This is a genomic window from Tateyamaria sp. GN1-10 (assembly GCF_055693845.1).
Map to the genome: position 1 here is coordinate 1284602 of NZ_JBVFUR010000004.1, position 20286 is coordinate 1304887.

The following is a 20286-nucleotide window of genomic DNA, read 5'->3' on the forward strand; positions in this document are numbered from 1 at the left end:
CCTGCGACCGGGACTTTCAGCCGGCACAGGGCGTTGTTTGGTTGGAGATCAGGCGTCTTGCGGCGCCTTTGACTTGCTCATCGCAAAGTGCGGATAGCCGCCTTTGGCCTCTTCGTCACACTTGGTGCGATAGGTCCCGACCCCGCCGGTGTAAGACAGCACCCTGCGCGGTTTGCCCTCAACATTGGAGCCAGTGTACCACGATGTGGTCTTTGCGATCAGGGTCGCATTGGCGGTTTCGTCGTGATGCGCGACCCAGGCAGCTTCACCCTCTTCGGTGGGCTCCATCACGTCATTGCCGCTCTTACTCAGATCACCGATACAACGCGTGATCCACTCGGTCTGTTGTTGCAGGCAAGTGGTCATGTTGCAAAGGGCCGCCGCAGGCGCGAGGGGGGCACCGGTCATGAACAGGTTTGGGAAGCCGAATTTCTGCAGTCCCATTGTGGTGCGCATATCCTTGCGCCATTCCTCGGCAAGGTTGAGGCCGTCGCGCCCGTTGATGTCAATGCGTGCCAACGCGCCGGAGCCCGCATCAAAGCCGACCGCCATGATGATCGCGTCAAGCTCATAGACTGTTCCATCCTCCAGCTTGACGCCTTCGGGCACGATTTCGGCAATTGGGTTGTCGCGGACATTGACGGCCTCGACATTGTCGTGGTGAAACGCTTCGAGATAGTCGGTCTCCAAAGGCACACGATGCGTGCCAAACCCATAATCGCCTGGCTTGGGCACAAGCGTGTCGATCAGCTTGGGATCCTTGAGCCGAGCGATCATCTTTTGGCGAACAAACTCCGATATCTCGGCGCTGACCTCCTCCTCGAAGAACATTTCTGCGAAAGAGGCGAGCCACAGCTTCAACGAGCCGTCCGCATAAACTTCCTCGAGCACCTCCAATCGTTTCTCTGGGGTCAAATCGGCCCATGTGTTTTCGAAGTCATACTCAAAGCCGGTGAATGTATGCGGCAGGTTCGACCTGAACTCGTCGAAGCGGCTTTTGTACCAAGCTTCCTCGTCCGGGCCGTATTTCGGGTTCTTCATCGGCAGCACGTATTGTGGCGTGCGGGCAAAGACGGTGAGTTGGCCGACCTGAGATGCAATGGTCTGTATGACCTGAATTCCTGTTGCACCCACTCCGATCACGCCCACTCGCTTGCCTTCAATATCAAGCCCGCCCTTGGGATAGCGCCCGGTGTGGACGATCTGGCCTTTGAAGCTGGACTGGCCCGGAAACCGGTCCTCCAGCGGGGCCGAGAGCATTCCGGTGCAGCCGATCAGGAACTGAGTGTCGATGACATCGCCCTGATCCGTCTCGACCCGCCAGCGTCCTGTCTCTTCGTTGAAGGTCGCTTTGGTGATCGTGGTCGAAAACGACATGTCATTTCGCAGATCCAGCGTATCGGTGACGTAGTGCAGCCAGCGTTCGATCTCGGGCTGTCCGGGGAAACGCTCGCTCCAGGTCCAACCCTTGTAGAGGTTCTCATCGAACAGATACTGGTAGATATAGGCTTCGCTGTCGAATTTGGCACCGGGATAGCGGTTCCAGTACCACGTCCCGCCCACGTCGGTGGCAGTGTCGCAGGCATGCGCCTTGAGACCCATCTGACGTAGCTGGTGCAGTTGGTAAAGTCCGGCGACCCCGGCTCCGATCACCAGCGCATCCAATTGCGCAGGCACGGGGTTGCGAGCCGTCGAAACGGTCTTTTCTTGTGCGTCTAGCATATTGTCCTCCACTGCGGCGGCAGTCGGTTTTTCCGGCAGCCTCCTCCGGGTTCGGATTGCAGGTCCGAATCCACCGCGCTCCAAGTCTGGCTCTAGGCGGCAGGGGCGGTCTTGTAAGATCGGGGGGTAAATTTTGAACGATCTGGGCAGACCGTGCGATGCCGTTCAGTGCCCTGAGCGGTACTGACCAGGTGTTACGCCCTTGGCTTTGCGGAAGCTGCGGCTCATATGCGATTGATCCGAAAATCCGCATGCAGCGGCGATGTCCTTCATCGCGCGCCCCGGTTCGCGCAGCATGGCGCAAGCCCGTTCCATCCGCTTGTGCTGAACGAAGGCGTAGCCGGGCAGGCCCACGCTTTTGCGAAGCTGGCGATTAAAGGTCCACACGCCCAGATGCAGCACCCCTGCAAGTTCGTTCAGAGAGAGCGGTTCGTGCAAATGCGCGTCTATATATTCTTCCAACATGGCCAGCTGTCTTTGCGACAAGCCCGACTGCCCCGATGTCGAGCGGCTGTCGACCGGCGCGTAGTTGCGAAGCAGGTGGACCGCAAGTTGCACCGACAGAGCCTCAGCATAAAGCTGTCCTCCGGGGCCTTCTTTGGCTGCCTCTATGGTGAGTTGGTCGGCGATATGGTTGATCACAGGATCGCTGCCTTGCAGTACATCGTGCAGCCTGACCTGTTTGACATCCCTTGCCCGAATATCGCGCGCTACGCGGGTCATCAGCGCGTCGGTCAGATAGAGATGCGACACCACCAGCCCTTCAGTCCAGTTCCAGTGCGACTGCATTGCATGCGACAAGAGCGAGAAATGCCCCGGCCCGCATTGCGTACGCGTCCAACGCCCGTCAAACTGCCGATCCATCGGCGTGTTGCCGTTGCGGTACTGCACGATCATGAATGTGTTCATTGGCGGAATGTGTACATCCTGCCCGTTATAGCGATAGGTCCGCTGCGACACGTCCTTCCAGCCGAGACCCGTGCTTTCGCACAGAACTTTCCCAGGCACCCAAATGGATAAGTCATCGGGTTCAATAAGTTGTGCGTCTTTTTGCATTGTCCCAGTCATGGCGAGCCTCGCCGGTATCCGCTGACGCCTCGCAAGATGACAAAATTGCGACTTCAGTAGGCCTCTATTCGAAGCGCGAACGAACCATAGTTGCTGAATTACTTAGAACTGCGCAATAAAGATACAAATTTCTCGTCAGTGGAGTCAATTCAACCCCCTGATGAGATAGACCAAAGCAGTAGACGCCGACCCGTGCACCCGGTGAGGGTCCGGCACCACATCCATGGGCTATCCTGAGTAGTGTTTCTGGAATTGCGGGCTCATACCCAAAGCCTGATGTGGTTGGACATGATTGTATTGTCCGAGCCAGATATCGATGACAAACTGAGCTTTTTGGGCGGTGTGAAGCCATTCGGCATTAATGAATTCGCGGCCAAGTTTGCCGTTGGTGCGCTTATCATGGCCTCTCTACCTAGGCGGCCCCGGGCAGGTCTGGATCGGCTGTACTGCCACGATGAGCTCTAAGTCATAGCAACTTTGGAATACCGTGGATGAGACAACCGACGCAGCCTCATGGCGAACTGCTCCCAGTCTGAAACCGGCCGTTCGCTTAAGGTACAGCTTCCGGTACTGGGGGCTCCTTCACGACGTTTGTTGCAAGCTCGACCAGCTGCTGCTTTGAGTGAAGCGGCGGATGGAGGAAAGGCTGTGAGCCGGAAAAGAGACCTACTGCGTTGCGAAAAACCAAGCTGCGACCATTTCGACGGCTTGTGAGCGCGTGAATGGAAAAACCATGCGTCGTTCCACATCTGTAGTACGTCAGACAAATTTGACCTTTGCATCAAAAACTGATCCTAAAAGGGTCCCGGCCGAACTTTTTCATACTCGAACAGCAGTTTTCTTTGGCCTAACGACGCGCTGCAGAAAATGTCAGCTTCGAGCCCATAGTGACCGAACCCGCGATGTGAATGAACGGCGGCTTTAGGATCGCTCAGCAAAGGCCATCATGTCTCGACTGTCGATGATCGCTGGGTGACATCCCATTCTTCTCGAAGAGCTTTGCCCTCTCCAACAAAAGTATCGCCGGTCGCACGACAACTCGTCATACGATCAATGCGAAAATGCCGGAATGCCCTGCGCAACTCGCACCATGCGACCAGTAGTACGTTGTCAAAATAGAAGATCAGCGCGAGGGGCAGAACAATTCTTGTGCTGTCCACCCCGGTCTTGGCTCGGTAGCGGATGTCCAGCTTTTGCTCTTCCCGGATCGCGAGGCGCAACGCCTTCATGTTCACTGCATCCGAAGGCTGCACCCCCAAGATGACGTGAGCAGATGATCGACCGCAGGGGCCGCATCGTGTAGCTTGCGGGCGGCGCGCTTTGCAGCCTTCAACAGATCGGTATCGCCGGTTCTTGCAACCATGCTCAGACCTACGGTGATCGCTTCAGCCTCTTCCTGATCGAAGTTGATCGGGGGTAGGTCATATCCTCCGCGAATGATGTACCCGACGCCGGCTTCTCCGTGGATCGGCGTTCGCATCGCCTGCAAGGTGGCAATATCGCGATAGATCGTGCGCTTGGAGACTTCGAGTTCCCGCGCAATTTCTTTTGCCATAACGGGCGTATCCGCCGCGCGAAGGATTTGAATGATTTCGAAAAAGCGGCTGGTTTTGGCCATCAGCACCCCTGAATAATGCACCGCAATCAAAGACTGCTGACACTCAGTTGGCAACAGGGCCGGTATATGCTTGCGCGAGAAATCGAAAGTCCGAACGATGGAGCACTCACAACATATGAAAGGCGTCGCCTTGGTGGTGCTGTCGGCTGTCATATTCAGCATGTCCGGCGTTCTGACCAAGATGATTGAGGCTGATGGATGGACCATCGCCTGCTGGCGCGGGGTGATCGGTGGATTGGCCGTTATTGCTTATGTCGAAGCCCGTCGCGGTGACACGCCCCGCAGCAAAGCGTTCCGGCTGGGTCCGCGTGGTTGGTTCCTGGCCAGTGTCGGAAGCGTTGCCAGCGTCACGTTTATCTATGCGTTTAAGCTGACATACGTAGCGAATGTTGCCGTAATCTACGCGACGGCCCCGTTCTTTGCAGCAGGTCTGGCATGGTTGGCGATGCGTGAGACGGTGAAAGGCCGAACCCTGATCGCAGGGGTGTTGTCCTTCGCTGGTGTCGTCATCATCGTGTCTGGCGGTTTGGGCACCGGGAAACTGCCCGGTGATGTGTTGGCGGTTGCGATGACATTGGGAAACGCGGCTTACATCGTTCTGATCCGCAAGTTCTCAGACGTGCCAGTTGTCTGGGCGGGTGGCGCATCTGCCTTGCAGCTATTCGTTGTCGGGGCATTCATGGGGGCGCCGCTTGAAGTAACAGCCAAGGATGCAGTTTTGCTGATCTTCTTTGGTGGCGCATTTGCCAGCGCGGTTATTTTATGGACGGAAGGGACTCGCCTCATTCCATCGGCGCAATCTGCGCTACTTGGCACGGTCGAGATCCCCTGTGCCACGCTGCTCGCCTGGATCGTTTTGAGTGAGCTTCCACCTCTTGCGGCAATAATGGGCGGGGCTGTGATCATGTCAGCGGTATTGTGGCACGCTTCGCTTGACCATCGACAAGAAAAACATCGGTTCTTGCAATAGCGGACATTCCTCCACCATCTGTAAATGGCAGCAAAGCCCCGTAAGGGGCCATTCACGGCGCGGTGCGCCAATGACAAGTTGGGTCAACTAGGTTGGTGTGATCAACAAAACTTCAAGACAATGACTATCACACAGCTATGCTGGCTTGATGTCGCATGTTGTTCCACGATTGCAGTACCTGATATGATCTACTGCATGAAGTCGCTACGTTAATCCAAAACCGCGGCACAAGATCTTTAAACGCAAAGACGGCTCTACTACTTTAGGTAGTAGTTACACCGCCGATTGAACCGACGTTTCGACGGGAGCCACCGGTGCAATGGCTACGTTTATCATCGTATCAGAAGACAAAGACCCGCTTGGCCCTGGGGAGATCAACGCAGGCGATGACGTTCGGGTTAATGAGGGAGATATCTTTGTCATCTCCCCGGCAGCAGATGAGGATGTAACTTTCGAGAGCCCGGGTGGCGCAAGCACCAACTTCACCGTCGAGTTCGGTGAAAGCAACTCGAACAACCTGGAAATCAAGATAGAGGAAGGGCTCACGCCTTCTATTTCCATCGCCGACAATGCCGATCTGTCAGATATAAAAATTGATGCGGACAAGGCCGACGCGGCCAATCTTTCCATCGGCGACGGTGTAACACTCCAAGAATTCAAGGGATCGAACGACGGTAATGATGTCATCGACATCGGCAATGACTTCACGACGCCATCGGAGTTGAAGACAGGTGATGGCGACAACCAGATCACGATAGGTGACCGCGCCGACATCGAAGACATCGAAACGGGCGACGGCAACGACACCATCGCAATCGGGGACGATTTTGTAAGCAAGAAGATCAAAACCGGTGACGGCGCAGACCGGATCACCATCGGTGATCGCGCAGCGGTCGAAGATATCGAGACGGGCAAGGGCAATGACGACATCACGATCGGAGACGACTTTGTCGGCGAGAAGATCAAAACGGCCGATGGAGACGACAGTATCCACGTTGGCGCGAATGCAAATCTTGACGAGATCGACGGTGGAAAGGGGAACGATGTTCTCAATACCCAGTCTCCTGGCATCGATAACAAAAACATCGAAACCATAAATGTGGTCTGTTTCGTCCGGGGGACGCGAATAAAAACGGACCGTGGCGAAGTCTGTATAGAACACCTTCGCGAAGGTGACCTGGTTGTGACTGCGGACCACGGATTGCAGCCTATTCGATGGATTGGATCATCCGTCGTGAGCGGTTGGGAGGACCTGGCACCGATCCTGATCCCCAAAAATACTCTGGCAAACACGCGTGACCTTCGTGTGTCACCGCAACATCGAATGCTGATCAAACACCCACGTGCGCAGCTTCTTTTCGAAACGCCGGAGGTATTGGTGCCTGCCAAACATCTTATCGGCAAAGCTTCTATCCGTAGTGATCCATGCGACAACGTCCAATATTTTCATATGCTGTTTGACCAACATGAGATTGTTTTCTCGGAAGGCGCGGCAAGTGAGAGCTTTCACCCTGGGGTCGTTGGAATGGAAAGCTTTAGTCGACGGGTTCAGGAAGAGATCTTCGCGATTTTTCCGGAACTGCGGGTTGGGACCAGAAATTACGGTGCTGCGGCAAGGCGCAGCCTCAAACGACATGAAGCCGTCATCTTGCATGGTTTCTGACCGGAAACTGAAACTGCTTGTTGCATTTTGAAAGTATTCGTTCGTTTGAGGAATAATAGCATCCGGGATGCCGCGCGTGGGGCAGGGCGCTTTGCAGCTCAACACCACACAGATTGACGGAGCAATCAAACAGGCTGGAATAAACGCTCATCACGCTTCGTAGACCTTTCGAGAACAGCATTTGCTCTGTTCGCAAAACCGAAAGGAGAAGATCATGATGAAGACCGTTTTTGTTGCCTGCAGCGCAAGTATCGCCTTGGGCATGTTCTCGGCTCCTGCCATGGCGGACGATCTTGATGATGCCGTTCGCATCATCCAAAATATCTTCACAGTGCATCACCGGAACCGCGTTCTTGTCTGCGATGATGATGACGATGATGGCGGGCGCAGATGCTATTACGTCCGCCGAGGCCATACTGTCTACAAAGACTATGATGACGACGACGGTCATTGGCGTGGGTACGACGACGATGATGATGATGGAGGCCGCTGGGGCGACGATGACGACTGACCCAACGACCAGAGACGTCAAAAGGGCCCGGCTTATCGATCCGGGCCCTTTCTTTTTGAAGAAGCCAAGGTGGCCCTAGTCGGTTTCGGACAAACTATGCCCCTGCAAGGGAAGAAACGGGTAAGCTTCCGGCATCTGGCCCCGTGGTGCACGAAGTTGGTTGGGCATGATCCATGGGTTTGGCCGTGCCCATTCCCACCTGATCGCTGTTAAGTCCTGCTCTGGATCCGTGAATTGCTGCATTGCCCGTCCATTTAGCGACTTTTGAACATCTGCATAGACAGCAACGTCCGGATAACCGCGTTCGGCCCATGCGTCCTCAAGGACTTGGGCAAAGTCGTAGATGATATCAGGTCTGCCCAGTACGTTTCTTGCCTGACGGGAACTCATGACATCATAGGGATCGATCTCCCATGTTTCGCTACCATCGGCGGCGACGACGCGGAACATGCCTTCGCTTTTCCGATCATAGATCCGCATCCGCCACGAGAACCGATGACCATCACCGCTCCAACCCACGAGGTTATCGAAGAAAATTTGGCGTTGGGGCGCGACAATCTGCACAGCAAACCACACGGCCAATGCGGCAAGACCGACAGGTGCAAGCCGGAACTTTCTTGTTGGAAGTGACGGTAGTGCAGGGAGCGTTTCGAACTGTCCAAGGAGCGCACGCAAAAGGCGTTGCGGCCAGTCCGGGGCGAAGAATATCGTCGAAAGCGCCAGCGTGATCCAAGGGAAGATACCGATGTTGAACAGCTGTGCGTTCGACCAATGGAAAAAGGCATACACGATAAAGACGGCTAGCCGCGTGCGGTGCCAAAGCAATAGAGGTGCGCCGACAACATGCAGGACAATCACGCCCCATGATGCCAAAACGAAGGATACATCGTATTGGAAGAGTGCTCCGAAGAACACCTCGTCTTCCTTTCCCGTGAGCCATGTTCGTAAGGGCTCGCCCCGCAGCCAGTCATCGGTGATCTTAACAATACCGGCATAGATCAAGATGATCTCAAGCTGGAGCTTGAGCGCGGTGACCGGCCAACGTGGGATCACAATGCTGCGCAGTTGCGGCCAGAGCCATGCATCAACCGAGAATGCGCGGTTTGCAGGCATAAAGCAGAGCAGCATCCCAAACAGGATGACCATGTAGTTGTGATTAAGGTACTGGGTGCGATCCAGCAGAAAGAAATAGGCAAAGATACTCGTGAGCGCGATGATCGACACGCGGTAGAATGCGCCGAGTGCAACCAACAAACCGAAAACCCCAACTCCACCCCACAGGATGTGAATCCAGGGCTCTGGCAAGGTTCGAACAAAATCAAAGAAAGGGAAGTTGAAATCCGGCTCAACGTAATAGCGTGTGATCCGGTCATATTTGACATATCGCCACCAATCCCAAGCCAGGATCAAGCCGAACGCGATCCGGATGACAACAAGCGATTGGATACTGATCGGCGTTTCAAGATAGCTGCGGAGGCTTGGCCGCGCCGCTGAAAACCTGGTCATCTAACCCTCCATCGAAATGCGATTCAGAGGGAATACGGAACGAAACAGCTTCGTATTCCATCATATCGCGCACGCATCTCGTCTTGCCGAGCGCAAGTTTGCCCGTATCTAAGGAAGATGACCATGCCTGACCAAATCCGGATCATTTATGATGGCGACTGCCCGTTTTGCTCTGCTTATGTGAAACTGGTGCGTCTGCGTGAAGTCGTGGGCACCATCGAACTGATTGATGCCCGTTCAGATCATGAAGTCATCGACCGGATCAATGCGGCCGGCCTGGACCTTGATCGTGGAATGGTTGTCGAAATGGGAGGGCAACTGCAGCATGGAGATGCGGCGATGACCACGCTGGCGATGATGACCACTCAAAGTGGGGTGTTTAATCGGATCATGCGGTTGATGTTTTCCCGACCGGCAATCGCCCGCATTCTTTACCCGCCGCTGGTTGCGGGGCGGGCGCTGACCCTGCGTTTATTGGGGCGCCGCAAGATCAATCATTAGCATCAGACAGGCGCTTGGCTTCTTCTTCGACCGACATAACGGGACCGGCTTCTGTGTTGCGCATCCAGGCTTCGAGAACTTCAAGCGCGCTTGCAGGAGCGAACTGCGTGTCATCGGTCAGCTCAACTGCCGCAGCGAAACGCAACTCCCACCCGGTATCGGTGCGACATCCGACGCCAATCAGATCTGACCTGTCTTCAAGTCTCGCTTCGAACTCCCGGCAAAAGGCACCATCACCCGCCTCGAACGATGCGATAAGCCGTGTGTCGACACCATCGTGCGCGATGCTTGTTCCAGATGCCGCAGTTTCCAGAATTGTAACTACAGGGGCAAGATCAAAGGCGGTGGGATCATTTTCGTTCGGGTTGAGCAAGAACGCGCCCAGACCGATACCCACCAAAAGGCTTGCAGCGATAGCGCCCAGCCAAGCAAATTGTCCCGTCCAAACCGCTGGCTTTATCGGAGCTATCGTGTTGTCACCCGCATCTGTTGCTGCGTTTTCCGATGCCTCAACAGTTGCCATAATACGCTCTTTCAAAGCTTCTGGCACATCCTCTAAGGGCATGGCGCTCTGCGCAAGCGCCGTACTGCGCTTAAATACATCCAACCGCGCCCTCAGGTCTGGGTCCTTCATAACAGCTGCGGCCACGCGTGCATGTTCAGTGCCCGTCAAAGCACCATCGGCATAGGCCATCAGATCTTTGTCCGAGACTGTCATTGCGAAGGTGTCTCCGTCTTACCATTCGTATGGTCGGCATACGTAGCAGCTGTGGGGGTTATTCCAACTGCCGCAGCAAGTGCCAGACGGCCACGCGCCAGACGTGACATGACCGTACCAATCGCGATGTCCAGAACGTCGGCGGCTTCGCGGTAGGTCAAACCCTCAACACAGACCAGAACGATCACGTCACGCTGCCCCTCTGGCAACGTTTGGATCGCCTCTAGCGTCTGTCGGACCTCCAGTCTGAGCTCTGGACTGGCCGCATTGTCAGAGATGGCATCTGCCGTCGTATCATCAACGTGGACATGCGCACCGCGCGCACTTTGTCTGCGCATCTCATCAATCCAGGCGTTTCGCAGAATGCGCAAAAGCCACGGCGTAAGCTTCTTGGTAGGGTCATATTGTTGGCTTTGCTTTAAAGCCTTCTCGACCGTGATCTGCACCAGATCATCGGCAAGATCTGGCTGCCTTGTCAGCGAAATCGCGTACCTCCGCAGGTTTGGGAGGAGATCTATAACCTCGTTGATGAAACGGTCTTGCATCAAAAAACCTAATTCGAAGGAATGTTCGGAATAAGACTGCGTGCCTTGCGTAATCTAGGTGAAGCATAAAGGGAAAACCATGTCATACAGCGTATACCTGCCGATCCGAGCCCTCCTGTTGGCCGCAATTCTTGGCCTGTCTCCCCTTTCGTATTTGCTACCCGGTTGGCCCGACGTGGCTTACGCAGACAGCGACGACGACGACGATGATGATGACGACGATGATGACGGGGGCCGCCGTTTCGTTTCAGATGACGACGACGATGATGATGATGGAGGCGTTGCACCCGCAGCGACGTCCACCCCGGACCGCGCGCCCGACGAAATCATTGCTGCCGATCTCTCGGATGCCGATCTCACCCAACTTCTTGAGGAAGGGTTCGAGCTGTTACAGCAAATCGAGGCTACACCGACACTCGTCCGCCTGCGCATCCCGCAAGCCCTGACATTGGACGCCGCGCGCGTTCGTGTTCGCGCATTGCCCACGGGCATGTCCGCTGACTTCAATCACTACTACCGTGGATCGCAAGGCACGTGTGATGGTCCAGAATGTCTGGCCCTTGAACTTGTTGGATATCCCAGAGAAGGGATATGCGCGCTGAACGATGTGCGGATCGGGATGGTCGATACGGGGATCAATACTGGACATGAGGTGTTCAATGGCAGTGACTTGATCGTTCACCGCATCTCCGACGAGCGGCTCGACCCATCGCGTGCAATCCATGGTACCTCGGTCGCGGCCATCCTGATAGGCGCGCCAGAAAGCCGGTCGCCCGGGCTTCTGCCTGATGCCAGTCTACTTGCGGTCGACGCCTTCTACCGCGCTGGGGCGGATGAAAGGGCAGATGCGTTTTCAGTAGCTGCCGGCATCGACTGGCTCCGCGTCCGTGACATTGGTGTTCTCAATCTTTCTCTTTCCGGCTCCGAGAACATCGTTCTGAAAGAAGCCATCGACCGCATCGTGATCGAAGATGTCCTGGTCATCGCAGCTGCTGGAAACAATGGCCCGCGCAGTGCGCCCGCCTTTCCCGCAGCCTATGACACTACCGTTGCCGTCACCGCAGTGGATGTACGCGGCTCCGTTTATCGCCGCGCAAATCAAGGGACGCATATCGATCTTGCGGCTCCCGGGGTCGACGTCTGGACGGCCGCATCCGTATCCGGCGCGCGCTGGAAAACCGGTACATCCTTTGCGGCTCCCTTTGTCACAGCGGCGGCAGCATTATCACGGGATGCACAACCTGACAGCACTGCCGCAGAAATTCGGGAGCAACTGATGGGCTCTGCGCGTGATCTTGGCGCTCCCGGCCGGGACGAGGTGTTCGGAGCCGGACTTCTGAACATGGGAGAGACTTGCGGCGGCGTGGCTAAGACCGAAGGGTGATGACTTGACCAAGGGCGTAACGCGGATTGTGGAGGCCACATGAAGCACAACTGAATTGCTTATGAACGGGAAATAAATCCCGCATTAAGGGAAAATTTTGCCCTTCTGTGAGTGGATTTCCCGTTCTATGCAAGTTGCAGGAACAGACAGTTTGAGCTCGGAACTTGGTCACACTTCCGGCTGCAGGCATGACTAAAGCAGCAATCGCATCGCTTATCCGCTAAACACCTCAATTGCCTTTCTGTCGCTGCAGCCCGTGAGTTTTGAACTGTCTCGCAATCGATCAACGAAGGAAGGCCAAGAGATGGAAATCTTTGAGACCACCTTACGCGATGGAGAGCAGCAGGCGTTCCTCCATTTTTCGGCAAAGCAGAAGGGCGAGCTTGCCGTTTTATTGGAACAGCTTGGCGTGGATGTCATCGACGCTGGTTTTCCAGCGGCTTCGGACGTGGACAGGGACGGCGTGATCGAGATCGCCAATGAGACCGATACGGTCAAGCTGAGCGTCCTGACTAGGCCGATCAAGAAAGACATCAGACGTGCATATCAAGCATTGAAAGGTGCCGAGCATCGGTCCCGGATTGCGACATCGGCGCGCCCGTTCGATCTTCTGTCAATTTCGGAAAGCTCAGAGGGTCGTGCCCGACAAAAGACCATAGAACGGTCCTGTGATTTGATGACAGAGGCCCGCACCTACTTTCCCGAAGCACAGTACTATCTGATTTGTGCAGGCAATCGCGACATCTCGTTTTTGATGGATCTGAGTGCGTCTGCGGCCTGCGCGGGCGCCACGCATATAGTCGTCGCCGATACACTTAGCACAACAGAGCCACGTGGCTTTGGTGAACTTGTCAGCCGTATCAAGTCCGCGTTGCCTCCAGAGGTCACTTTGGGCGTCCACTGTCACAACTTGTTGGGCCTCAGCCTTGCGAATTCCATTGCTGGGGTCAGAGCGGGTGCGTCGCAGGTCGAGGTGACGATTGGAAACACCGGCGATGGCGGCGGCAATACAGCCTTGGAGCAAATGCTGGCATACGCGGCCTACTTTGAACAAAACGATCCACGCTTCGCAAATGGATGCGACACCGAAAAAACGGCCGAGGTTGTGCAGGCATTCAAAGACTACACCGGCATGCAGTTTTCACCGAACAAGCCGCTTGTTGGAGACATCAGCTTTCTGGTTGAGACCGGCATTCACCAAGCGATCCCGCCCAAGATCATGCAGGACGTGTTCGCCCCAGAAACGATTGGGCGAAGCACGGAATTAGCGATCGGGCGCCATAGCGGCATTGTCGGTATTTGGATCAGCTCGACAGGATGAATATGCGCCCTCGGAATGTGGATCAGCGGCGGCTTTATCAGCGCGTGATGCGCGCTGCTCAAAAGAACGGCTCGGTCCCCGACCATGAACTTGGGCGGATTGCAAAATCACTGATGCTGCAAGTCGGTCCGGAAGGCCCGTAGCCCGCGCATTAATCCAACGCCCCAGAGAAGGAACCAAAATGGTCAAAAGACCGAAAACATCGGAAGGAAAAGATGACGCTGCGCTGATGACATGCCTGCGTCGTTTCGTGCGTGCCAAGGGGTCTGCATACCTCGTGGACCCGAACGTTACATCTATTGGCGTTGGTCGCAAGAATGGTGATGGCGAAGTAAGCATCGTCTTTACCGTCCGCGAGAAGGTCGAGGTCTCTGCACTTGAAGGCATCGGGTCAAAACCGCTGCCAGAGGTGATCGAGGCTGACGGGGTTACCGTTCCAACGGACGTCGTTCAGCGCGAGTATCAGCCGTCCTACATGATTGTGGAGAACGCTCAGAGTTCTGTGTTGAAAACGCGTCTTGATCCTTTGGTGCCGGGCGCGAGTGTCAGCCATCCGACCGGCACTGCCGGAACGCTTGGTGCAATTGTTTTTGATCCTGCCACGGGCGACCCTTGTATGCTGTCCAACTGGCATGTCTTGCACGGTGAGACAGGCAAAATCGGTGACAAAATCGTCCAACCCGGTCCATTTGATGACAACAACGTAGCCGCCAATAGCTGCGGTGTTCTGTTGCGAAGCCATTTGGGTGTCGCTGGCGATTGCGCGATTGCGCGGATCCAAGGGCGTGGTTTCGATCGTGCCGTCCATAGGCTTGGAGCAGTCTTGACGCAGATGGCGGAGATCGCCTTGGGCGATACGGTCGTCAAGACGGGCCGCACGACAGAGACGACACATGGAAAGGTCCGTCGCACTGACGTCATCGTAAAGATCGACTTTGGCGCAGCTTTGGGCAGCAAAAACATTGGTTGTTTTGAGATTGGGCCACATCCCGAATATCCAGCGGAGGGTGATCAAATCAGCATGGGTGGAGATTCTGGCGCAGTCTGGATCATCTCCGAAAAGGACCGCGCAACAGAGATCTTCGCCGGCCTGCACTTTGCAGGGGAGGGGGCCGGAAGCACGGATGATCACGCGCTTGCATGCTATCCCCGTTCTATCCAGAGCAAATTAAACTTCTCGCTGACGCCACCCCAGGGCCTTGTCGTTGAAGAAGGGACAACAATCACCAAGATCGCCTCTGGATATGACGCCGACTTCTTGGGCGTTCCGGCGCCAATGCCGGAGCTTTCATTGGCGTACAAGCGTGATGCGGTGAACTTTGGTAAGGCCCAAACGATCCCCTATACGCATTTTTCAGTGTGCCAGAGCGCAAAGCGACGGCTGGCCCGCTTTGTCGCTTGGAATACGGACGGCGCGCAAAAGGTGCAGCTTGGACGCACGGGGTTTCGTCTGGATGATCGCGTCGGCGCGGAATTTCAACTGGACGACACGATTTACGCGAACAACAGGCTCGACCGAGGTCACATCGCCCGACGGGCAGATGTTGCTTGGGGTACGGTTGAAGAAGCGCGGAAGGCCAATGATGACTCCTTTTGTTTCACCAACATTGCGCCGCAACACGAGAGCTACAACCAATCCAGTAGAGGCGGCCTGTGGGGAAAACTCGAAGACTTGGTTCTGGAAAACGCTGATGCTCAGGATATCCGGATTTCAGTTCTTGCTGGCCCCGTCTTTGCGGACGACGACCCGAGGTACCGAGGGGCACTGATCCCCCGCAGTTTCTGGAAGCTGATTGCATATCGCGGCATGGATGAGGACTTGCGCGCCGCTTGTTTTGTCTTGTCGCAAAGTGACTTGCTGACTGACATCGAAAGCATCGACTTTGATCCGTTTCGGCTGTTTCAGGTGTCGGTTCCGACACTCGCCGATCGCACAGGGCTTGGGTTTGACACCTATGTCCCGGCTGACATCACCCAAAATCCGGCACGGCTAAGCAAGGTCGGTGCGGCACTGGCGAGTGAAATCAATGTCGAAGCCGCGGTGCGGGAAATCACGAAGCACAAGGAGATCGCGTTCTAGACAATCACGAAGGGGCACAACGCAAATCAATGAAGAGGATCTAACATGGCAGACGTTGTCATAGATGCAGGACACGGTGGGTTTCGCAATGTTGGCGGCTCCAGTTGGAACAACGCTGTCGGGCCCAACGGGACGCTTGAGAAGACCCTGACACTGAAGGTCGCGACGCTGTTGGCCGCTCAATTGCCTGATGCCGAGCTGACCCGAACAACCGACGTGAATATCAGCCTCGCCGCGCGGGCGCGTGTTGCGAAATCTGCAAAGGCAAAAGCGTTCGTGTCGGTCCATTTCAATGCGTCACGCGACGGTACCGCGCAAGGGACAGAGACACTCGTCCATACAAACTACTCCAGTACGTCCGCGCAGCTTAGCCTTTTGGTGCAGGATAATCTTCTGCAGGTTACTGGGTTGCGCGATCGGAATGCGAGCTTTGACCCATCTCGGATCAAACCTATGCCGCTTGGCGTTCTGAACCCATCCCGCCACCACTTCGGTACAGCGACGTGCTTGGCCGAGGTCAGTTTTCTGGATCAGGCTGAAGAAGAACAAAGGTTACAGGATCCCGCCTATCTTGAGGATATTGCGGGCGCGATTGGACTGGGGGTCAAAGCGTTCCTGCAATCACCGACTGCAAGCATGATGCCGGTAAGAATGGAAAGCGAGGATGCAATCGGTGTTGTGGCGCGCCAGCAAGACCTGACGACCGTCACCTATCTGAATCTGGATATTGCGGGCCCGGATCAGGGTGATGATGCCGAACAAGTTGAACGTGAAAGCAGCCCGAAAGACTTGTTTGGGGCTGACTTTCTGAGCGGTTCATTTCACGAAGACGAGACGCGCCAGCTTATAGCGCTTGATCAAGACTACATGGCGGAGTTCACCACCTTTTTGGCTCCGCTCGGTTTGCGATACTTCAAACCGAGTGAGGTCTTGTTCCTTGGAAATTCCCATGGTGGGTCCGGACGCTGCGGGGGACTGAACAGTCTGCCCCCAAAGACCTTATGGAACAACGTCGTTTCAACAGTTCTGATGCTGGATGAAATTCGCCATCAGCTTGGGGCGCCGATCCGCGTGTTGTCGGGATATCGCAACGATGCCTACAACAGTTGCATCTCTGGCGCGGCCAACAGTTACCACAAGCAGTTCATGGCGATGGATTTTACAGCTGCCGCCGGAACCCCCGAGATCTGGCGGCGTATCGCGGCGCGCATTCGGGCGAGTGACGCGCGATATGCAGGCGGTATTGGCAAGTACATCTCCAGCAACTTCGTTCACATCGATACGCGGGGGCAGAACAGTGACTGGACCAGACCTTAACGCGATGACCTCCCGATGCCTGAAGACAGGTTTGATGCTTGGTCTTCTTTTGGGCGTCAGCCTTGGGTCGCCCGACAGATCCTGGCTGATCTCAAAAGCATACGCACAAGACGATAATGATGATGATAACGGCAACGGTGATGATAACGGTGATGACAGCGGCAACGATGACGACGACGATGATGACGATGTAGCAGAACCAGAGCCGTTGTTAGATCAGGCTCCAGACGAAATCACGGTGACATCTTTGTCTGACGATGACCTGGCGACCTTGCTGACCCAGGGCTTCACAATTGTTCAACAGGGCGGACGTGACGATGCACCAATTCATCGGCTCCGCATTCCAACAGGTCGGACCCTTGAACAATCCCGCAGCGATGTGCGTGCTTTGCCGACAGGGCAGGACGCAGATTTCAACCATTACTACAGGACAGAGCAGTCGACCTGCAGTGGCCCACAATGCCGGGCTTTGGAACAAATCGCCTTTCAGTCCCATACCTGCTCTCATCGCGATGTAGCCATCGGGATCATCGACACGGGTATCAATGTCGAGCACGAAGTCTTCGCTGATCGTCAGGTGACTGTCTACCGCGTACACAAAAACGCTCATCCAGCATCAAGGGCACTGCATGGCACCGCTGTTGCGGCGATCATCGTTGGAGATCCGGAAAGCCGCGTGCCCGGCCTTGTCCCGGCGAGCCACCTTCTGGCAGTCGACGCCTTCACCCGTGAAGGTGGTGATGAGCGCACCGATGCATTCGCACTTGTCGTCGGACTTGACTGGCTTGAACAGCAAGGCGTCGAGATTATCAATATGAGCCTCGCCGGACCTGACAACACGGCTCTCGCGGCCGCCATCGACCGCGTGAGCAGGGCAGGGATCGTTGTCGTGGCCGCAGCGGGCAACAAAGGACCTACAGCGCCACCTGCCTTTCCCGCAGCTTATTCCGGCGTGATCTCGGTCACTGCTGTCGATGCAAGCAACAACATCTTCGCGATGGCGCAACACGGCACGCATATCGACCTCGCGGCACCGGGGGTGGACGTGTGGACCGCGGCGTCTGTATCGGGCGGGCGATTAAAAAGCGGGACGTCATATGCTGCACCGTTCGTTTCGTCCGCCGCAGCGCTTGTCCTGTCTGCCGAGCCGCATCTGAAGCCGGATGAAGTGATCCAACGGCTCGAAAGCACCGCACTCGATCTTGGGGAGGAGGGGCGCGATGAGGTGTTTGGTGCCGGCCTTGTCCAGATCGGACGCTGGTGCGTCAGCGGCAACTGAAAAGGAGGTGTTTCATGACAAGTCTAATCATTCGCAGCGCCCTGGCTTTCATACTTGTAACGACAGCAGCTGGGAGCAGTCAGGACGATGAGGGCTACTTTCTTCTGACAAGCGAAGTTGCTGAGTGCATTGCAGCCAATCAGGCTCAGCTCGCTCTTCAGGACAGTTCCGTCGTCTTCATCAAGCCGCAAGAATGCCTGACCGATGTGACAGAGGATGTGCCTAGCTATGCCCCGGCTGAAGCTCCGGACGTGAGGCTGCTTCAAACGGACGAAGCGCTTGATGTCGACGCCTTGATCTTCCTAAGCCGTGCGCAGCTTGCCTGTTTCGCTGATCTTTCTGTTCTTGCGAGTGAAACGGCAGGCGCACAGGACATCTGGCGCTTTTATCCTGACACCTGTCACTTTGCGCCGGATGCGTGATGCGACAGAATATTGAACTTGCACTGAAAATACTGGCGGCAGCAATTGCGGTCTTTGGCGTGTGGAAGTTCTTTTCCGACCGCGCACTTGCCGTTGAAGCCGAAAGGCGCGCGACGGCGTTGTCCTACATTGAAGCCTATGGAAGCGCTGAAATGATCGAGACGCGGAACGTTCTTTTTAACTTCTGGAAAGAGAACGACACGTTCGTCGATTATATGCGGGCCGAACTTGTGTCCGAGCGGACGTATGCCTTGTTTGCCAGTGTCACGATTGACGAGCACCCCGACACCGAGGCCTTTCAAACGGCGATTTATCGGCTGGTAAACTTCTACGAACAGGTCTGGCATTGCAGAACCGCCGATCTGTGCGACCCGGGTATGCTCGACGAATATTTTTGCGACCGCGTCACACTGCAAGCCGCTGCATATCAGCCCTTTCTGGATGAGCTGGGAAGCCGCTCGGGATACGAGAGCTTTGGTAGTTCACTGAGTGATTTTCGAGTGTCTTGCACGACGCGCTGACGCCTGCACTGCTACAGGAAATGGTCCGGGTTCACATTGGCAATCTCATGGAAGATGTTTTCGCCCAAGACGTAGCGCAACTGCATGGACAGGTAACGCTCATCGAATTTTTCGGTTTGGGTCATGTAGTAGTCCGACCCGAACAAGACACGGGCGCGCACTTTTGGATTTGCTCGAAGTATGACCGCAAGTGCGGGCAGGAACCGCTGGGTCGCGAAAACCGTGTAGGAGATATCTGTATAGAGCCCGGGATAAGCGCCACAGCCGATCAGCTGCATGATCTTTGACAGCCAATTGATATGACCACGCTCTGCAATTGGTGCATCATGTGGAACAAGCTGTCGGCTTTCTGAGCCCTCAAAATAGGTTGTCCAGTCCTGCAAACCGCCAAAATGCGCAAGGCAAACCCGCACTCCCGGATAGGTGTTGAGGATGTCGCGATAGTTGTCCGGATCCGAATAGCGTGTAGTGTTCTTGCGGCGTTCCCGCCGCGAATAGACACCGCCCTTTGAGCAATGGGTCATCACTGGCACATCATGCGCTTCGCAATAAGCCCACATCGGATCAAGCCGTTCATCCTGTGGGAAATAGCCAAGAGGCGGGTAAAGCTTGATGCCCCGGAACACCCGTCGCATTGGAGATAGCTCAGCGGGAAAGCGGCGCTGGAGTTCCGCAATCAGTTTCTCCTTTCCCTCTGGACCATCATAACGCCGCGGATCGATAGCAATAAATGGCAGGACGCGCCCATTTGTCTGTTTGGCAATGACTTCAAGCTCGTCATGTTGCTCGTCAATATCGACTGGGGGCATTCCCGCACCCATGAACGCCATGTCCATCGGAAGGACGACGAACCTTGTGTTGTCCGGATAATAGCTTTGGATGATTTCGAATGTTTCAGCTTGTGTGCTTCGGCCGCCAATCTCCAGAAAGTTTGCATAACGACTAAGACGATCCCGGTCACTAAATGGGTTTGCCAACCTCAGCAGCCGTACAAGTGGACGTTGAAAGGGCAGAGAAGCCAGCGCCTTTGTCAGCCCGAAAGGTAGAAAACCACGCGGAACATGATCCAGAAGGAACGTGTGAGTGTGACAGTTGGTGATGACGTAATCGACATTCTTGGGCATGCTGAACCTGCGATCT

General features: G+C 55.5%; 20 protein-coding genes. 11 read left to right on the forward strand and 9 right to left on the reverse strand.

Features of this window, described 5'->3' with window-relative positions:
• Positions 1 to 48: 48 nt before the first annotated feature.
• The 5 genes from ACZ1HN_RS08155 to ACZ1HN_RS08175 form a co-directional block, all read right to left on the reverse strand.
• On the reverse strand, positions 49 to 1722 hold the full coding sequence (locus ACZ1HN_RS08155; RefSeq protein WP_472727116.1) for a flavin-containing monooxygenase: 1674 nt from the start codon (positions 1720 to 1722) through the stop codon (positions 49 to 51).
• A 165-nt stretch (positions 1723 to 1887) separates the two neighbouring features.
• Positions 1888 to 2730 (reverse strand): helix-turn-helix domain-containing protein, encoded by an 843-nt coding sequence (locus tag ACZ1HN_RS08160; protein ID WP_472727117.1) that lies wholly within the window; start codon positions 2728 to 2730, stop codon positions 1888 to 1890.
• Positions 2731 to 3018: 288 nt separating this feature from the next.
• Positions 3019 to 3153, reverse strand: a complete 135-nt coding sequence (locus ACZ1HN_RS08165) for an integrase core domain-containing protein (protein ID WP_472729295.1) — start codon at positions 3151 to 3153, stop codon at positions 3019 to 3021.
• A gap of 581 nt (positions 3154 to 3734) precedes the next feature.
• Entirely contained in the window at positions 3735 to 4019 is a 285-nt protein-coding gene (locus tag ACZ1HN_RS08170; RefSeq protein WP_472727118.1) for a helix-turn-helix transcriptional regulator, read from the reverse strand.
• Between the two features lie 2 nt (positions 4020 to 4021).
• Positions 4022 to 4408, reverse strand: a complete 387-nt coding sequence (locus ACZ1HN_RS08175) for a helix-turn-helix transcriptional regulator (RefSeq protein WP_472727119.1) — start codon at positions 4406 to 4408, stop codon at positions 4022 to 4024.
• Between the two features lie 115 nt (positions 4409 to 4523).
• Here ACZ1HN_RS08175 and ACZ1HN_RS08180 point away from each other — a divergent pair, with 115 nt between their 5' ends.
• From ACZ1HN_RS08180 to ACZ1HN_RS08190, 3 genes are all read left to right on the forward strand, one after another.
• Entirely contained in the window at positions 4524 to 5378 is an 855-nt protein-coding gene (locus ACZ1HN_RS08180) for a DMT family transporter (protein WP_472727120.1), read from the forward strand.
• Positions 5379 to 5697: 319 nt separating this feature from the next.
• Positions 5698 to 7041 (forward strand): Hint domain-containing protein, encoded by a 1344-nt coding sequence (locus tag ACZ1HN_RS08185; RefSeq protein ID WP_472727121.1) that lies wholly within the window; start codon positions 5698 to 5700, stop codon positions 7039 to 7041.
• A 214-nt stretch (positions 7042 to 7255) separates the two neighbouring features.
• Positions 7256 to 7552 (forward strand): hypothetical protein, encoded by a 297-nt coding sequence (locus tag ACZ1HN_RS08190; protein ID WP_299604833.1) that lies wholly within the window; start codon positions 7256 to 7258, stop codon positions 7550 to 7552.
• A 75-nt stretch (positions 7553 to 7627) separates the two neighbouring features.
• Here ACZ1HN_RS08190 and ACZ1HN_RS08195 read toward each other — a convergent pair whose 3' ends face one another.
• The gene (locus ACZ1HN_RS08195; RefSeq protein WP_472727122.1) at positions 7628 to 9058 is read right to left on the reverse strand and encodes an HTTM domain-containing protein; all 1431 of its coding nucleotides are present in this window, start codon (positions 9056 to 9058) and stop codon (positions 7628 to 7630) included.
• A 123-nt stretch (positions 9059 to 9181) separates the two neighbouring features.
• Between ACZ1HN_RS08195 and ACZ1HN_RS08200 the strand changes: the two genes are divergently transcribed.
• The gene (locus ACZ1HN_RS08200) at positions 9182 to 9559 is read left to right on the forward strand and encodes a DCC1-like thiol-disulfide oxidoreductase family protein (RefSeq protein ID WP_299204418.1); all 378 of its coding nucleotides are present in this window, start codon (positions 9182 to 9184) and stop codon (positions 9557 to 9559) included.
• Here the strand turns inward: ACZ1HN_RS08200 and ACZ1HN_RS08205 are convergent.
• Positions 9549 to 10277, reverse strand: coding sequence for a hypothetical protein (locus ACZ1HN_RS08205; RefSeq protein ID WP_472727123.1), 729 nt, complete (start codon positions 10275 to 10277; stop codon positions 9549 to 9551). The genes ACZ1HN_RS08200 and ACZ1HN_RS08205 overlap by 11 nt on opposite strands.
• A complete protein-coding gene (locus ACZ1HN_RS08210; protein WP_472727124.1) occupies positions 10274 to 10822 on the reverse strand; it encodes an RNA polymerase sigma factor in 549 nt (182 codons plus the stop codon). Before ACZ1HN_RS08210 ends, ACZ1HN_RS08205 begins: the two co-directional genes overlap by 4 nt.
• Positions 10823 to 10901: 79 nt before the next feature.
• Between ACZ1HN_RS08210 and ACZ1HN_RS08215 the strand changes: the two genes are divergently transcribed.
• The 7 genes from ACZ1HN_RS08215 (at position 10902) to ACZ1HN_RS08245 (ending at position 19146) form a co-directional block, all read left to right on the forward strand.
• On the forward strand, positions 10902 to 12206 hold the full coding sequence (locus ACZ1HN_RS08215; RefSeq protein WP_472727125.1) for a S8 family serine peptidase: 1305 nt from the start codon (positions 10902 to 10904) through the stop codon (positions 12204 to 12206).
• A 304-nt stretch (positions 12207 to 12510) separates the two neighbouring features.
• The gene (locus tag ACZ1HN_RS08220) at positions 12511 to 13527 is read left to right on the forward strand and encodes a hypothetical protein (RefSeq protein WP_472727126.1); all 1017 of its coding nucleotides are present in this window, start codon (positions 12511 to 12513) and stop codon (positions 13525 to 13527) included.
• 181 nt (positions 13528 to 13708) lie between these two features.
• The gene (locus tag ACZ1HN_RS08225; protein ID WP_472727127.1) at positions 13709 to 15607 is read left to right on the forward strand and encodes a DNA/RNA non-specific endonuclease; all 1899 of its coding nucleotides are present in this window, start codon (positions 13709 to 13711) and stop codon (positions 15605 to 15607) included.
• A 45-nt stretch (positions 15608 to 15652) separates the two neighbouring features.
• Positions 15653 to 16924 carry an N-acetylmuramoyl-L-alanine amidase gene (locus tag ACZ1HN_RS08230; protein WP_472727128.1) on the forward strand — a complete coding sequence of 424 codons (1272 nt, stop codon included), beginning with the start codon at positions 15653 to 15655 and terminating at the stop codon, positions 16922 to 16924.
• A 34-nt stretch (positions 16925 to 16958) separates the two neighbouring features.
• Positions 16959 to 18203, forward strand: coding sequence for a S8 family serine peptidase (locus ACZ1HN_RS08235; protein ID WP_472727129.1), 1245 nt, complete (start codon positions 16959 to 16961; stop codon positions 18201 to 18203).
• 14 nt (positions 18204 to 18217) lie between these two features.
• A complete protein-coding gene (locus tag ACZ1HN_RS08240; protein ID WP_472727130.1) occupies positions 18218 to 18625 on the forward strand; it encodes a hypothetical protein in 408 nt (135 codons plus the stop codon).
• The gene (locus tag ACZ1HN_RS08245; protein WP_472727131.1) at positions 18625 to 19146 is read left to right on the forward strand and encodes a DUF4760 domain-containing protein; all 522 of its coding nucleotides are present in this window, start codon (positions 18625 to 18627) and stop codon (positions 19144 to 19146) included. Before ACZ1HN_RS08240 ends, ACZ1HN_RS08245 begins: the two co-directional genes overlap by 1 nt.
• Before the next feature lie 11 nt (positions 19147 to 19157).
• On the opposite strand, the gene ACZ1HN_RS08250 is transcribed toward ACZ1HN_RS08245, so the two are convergent.
• A complete protein-coding gene (locus tag ACZ1HN_RS08250) occupies positions 19158 to 20270 on the reverse strand; it encodes an amidohydrolase family protein (protein ID WP_472727132.1) in 1113 nt (370 codons plus the stop codon).
• Positions 20271 to 20286: the final 16 nt, after the last annotated feature.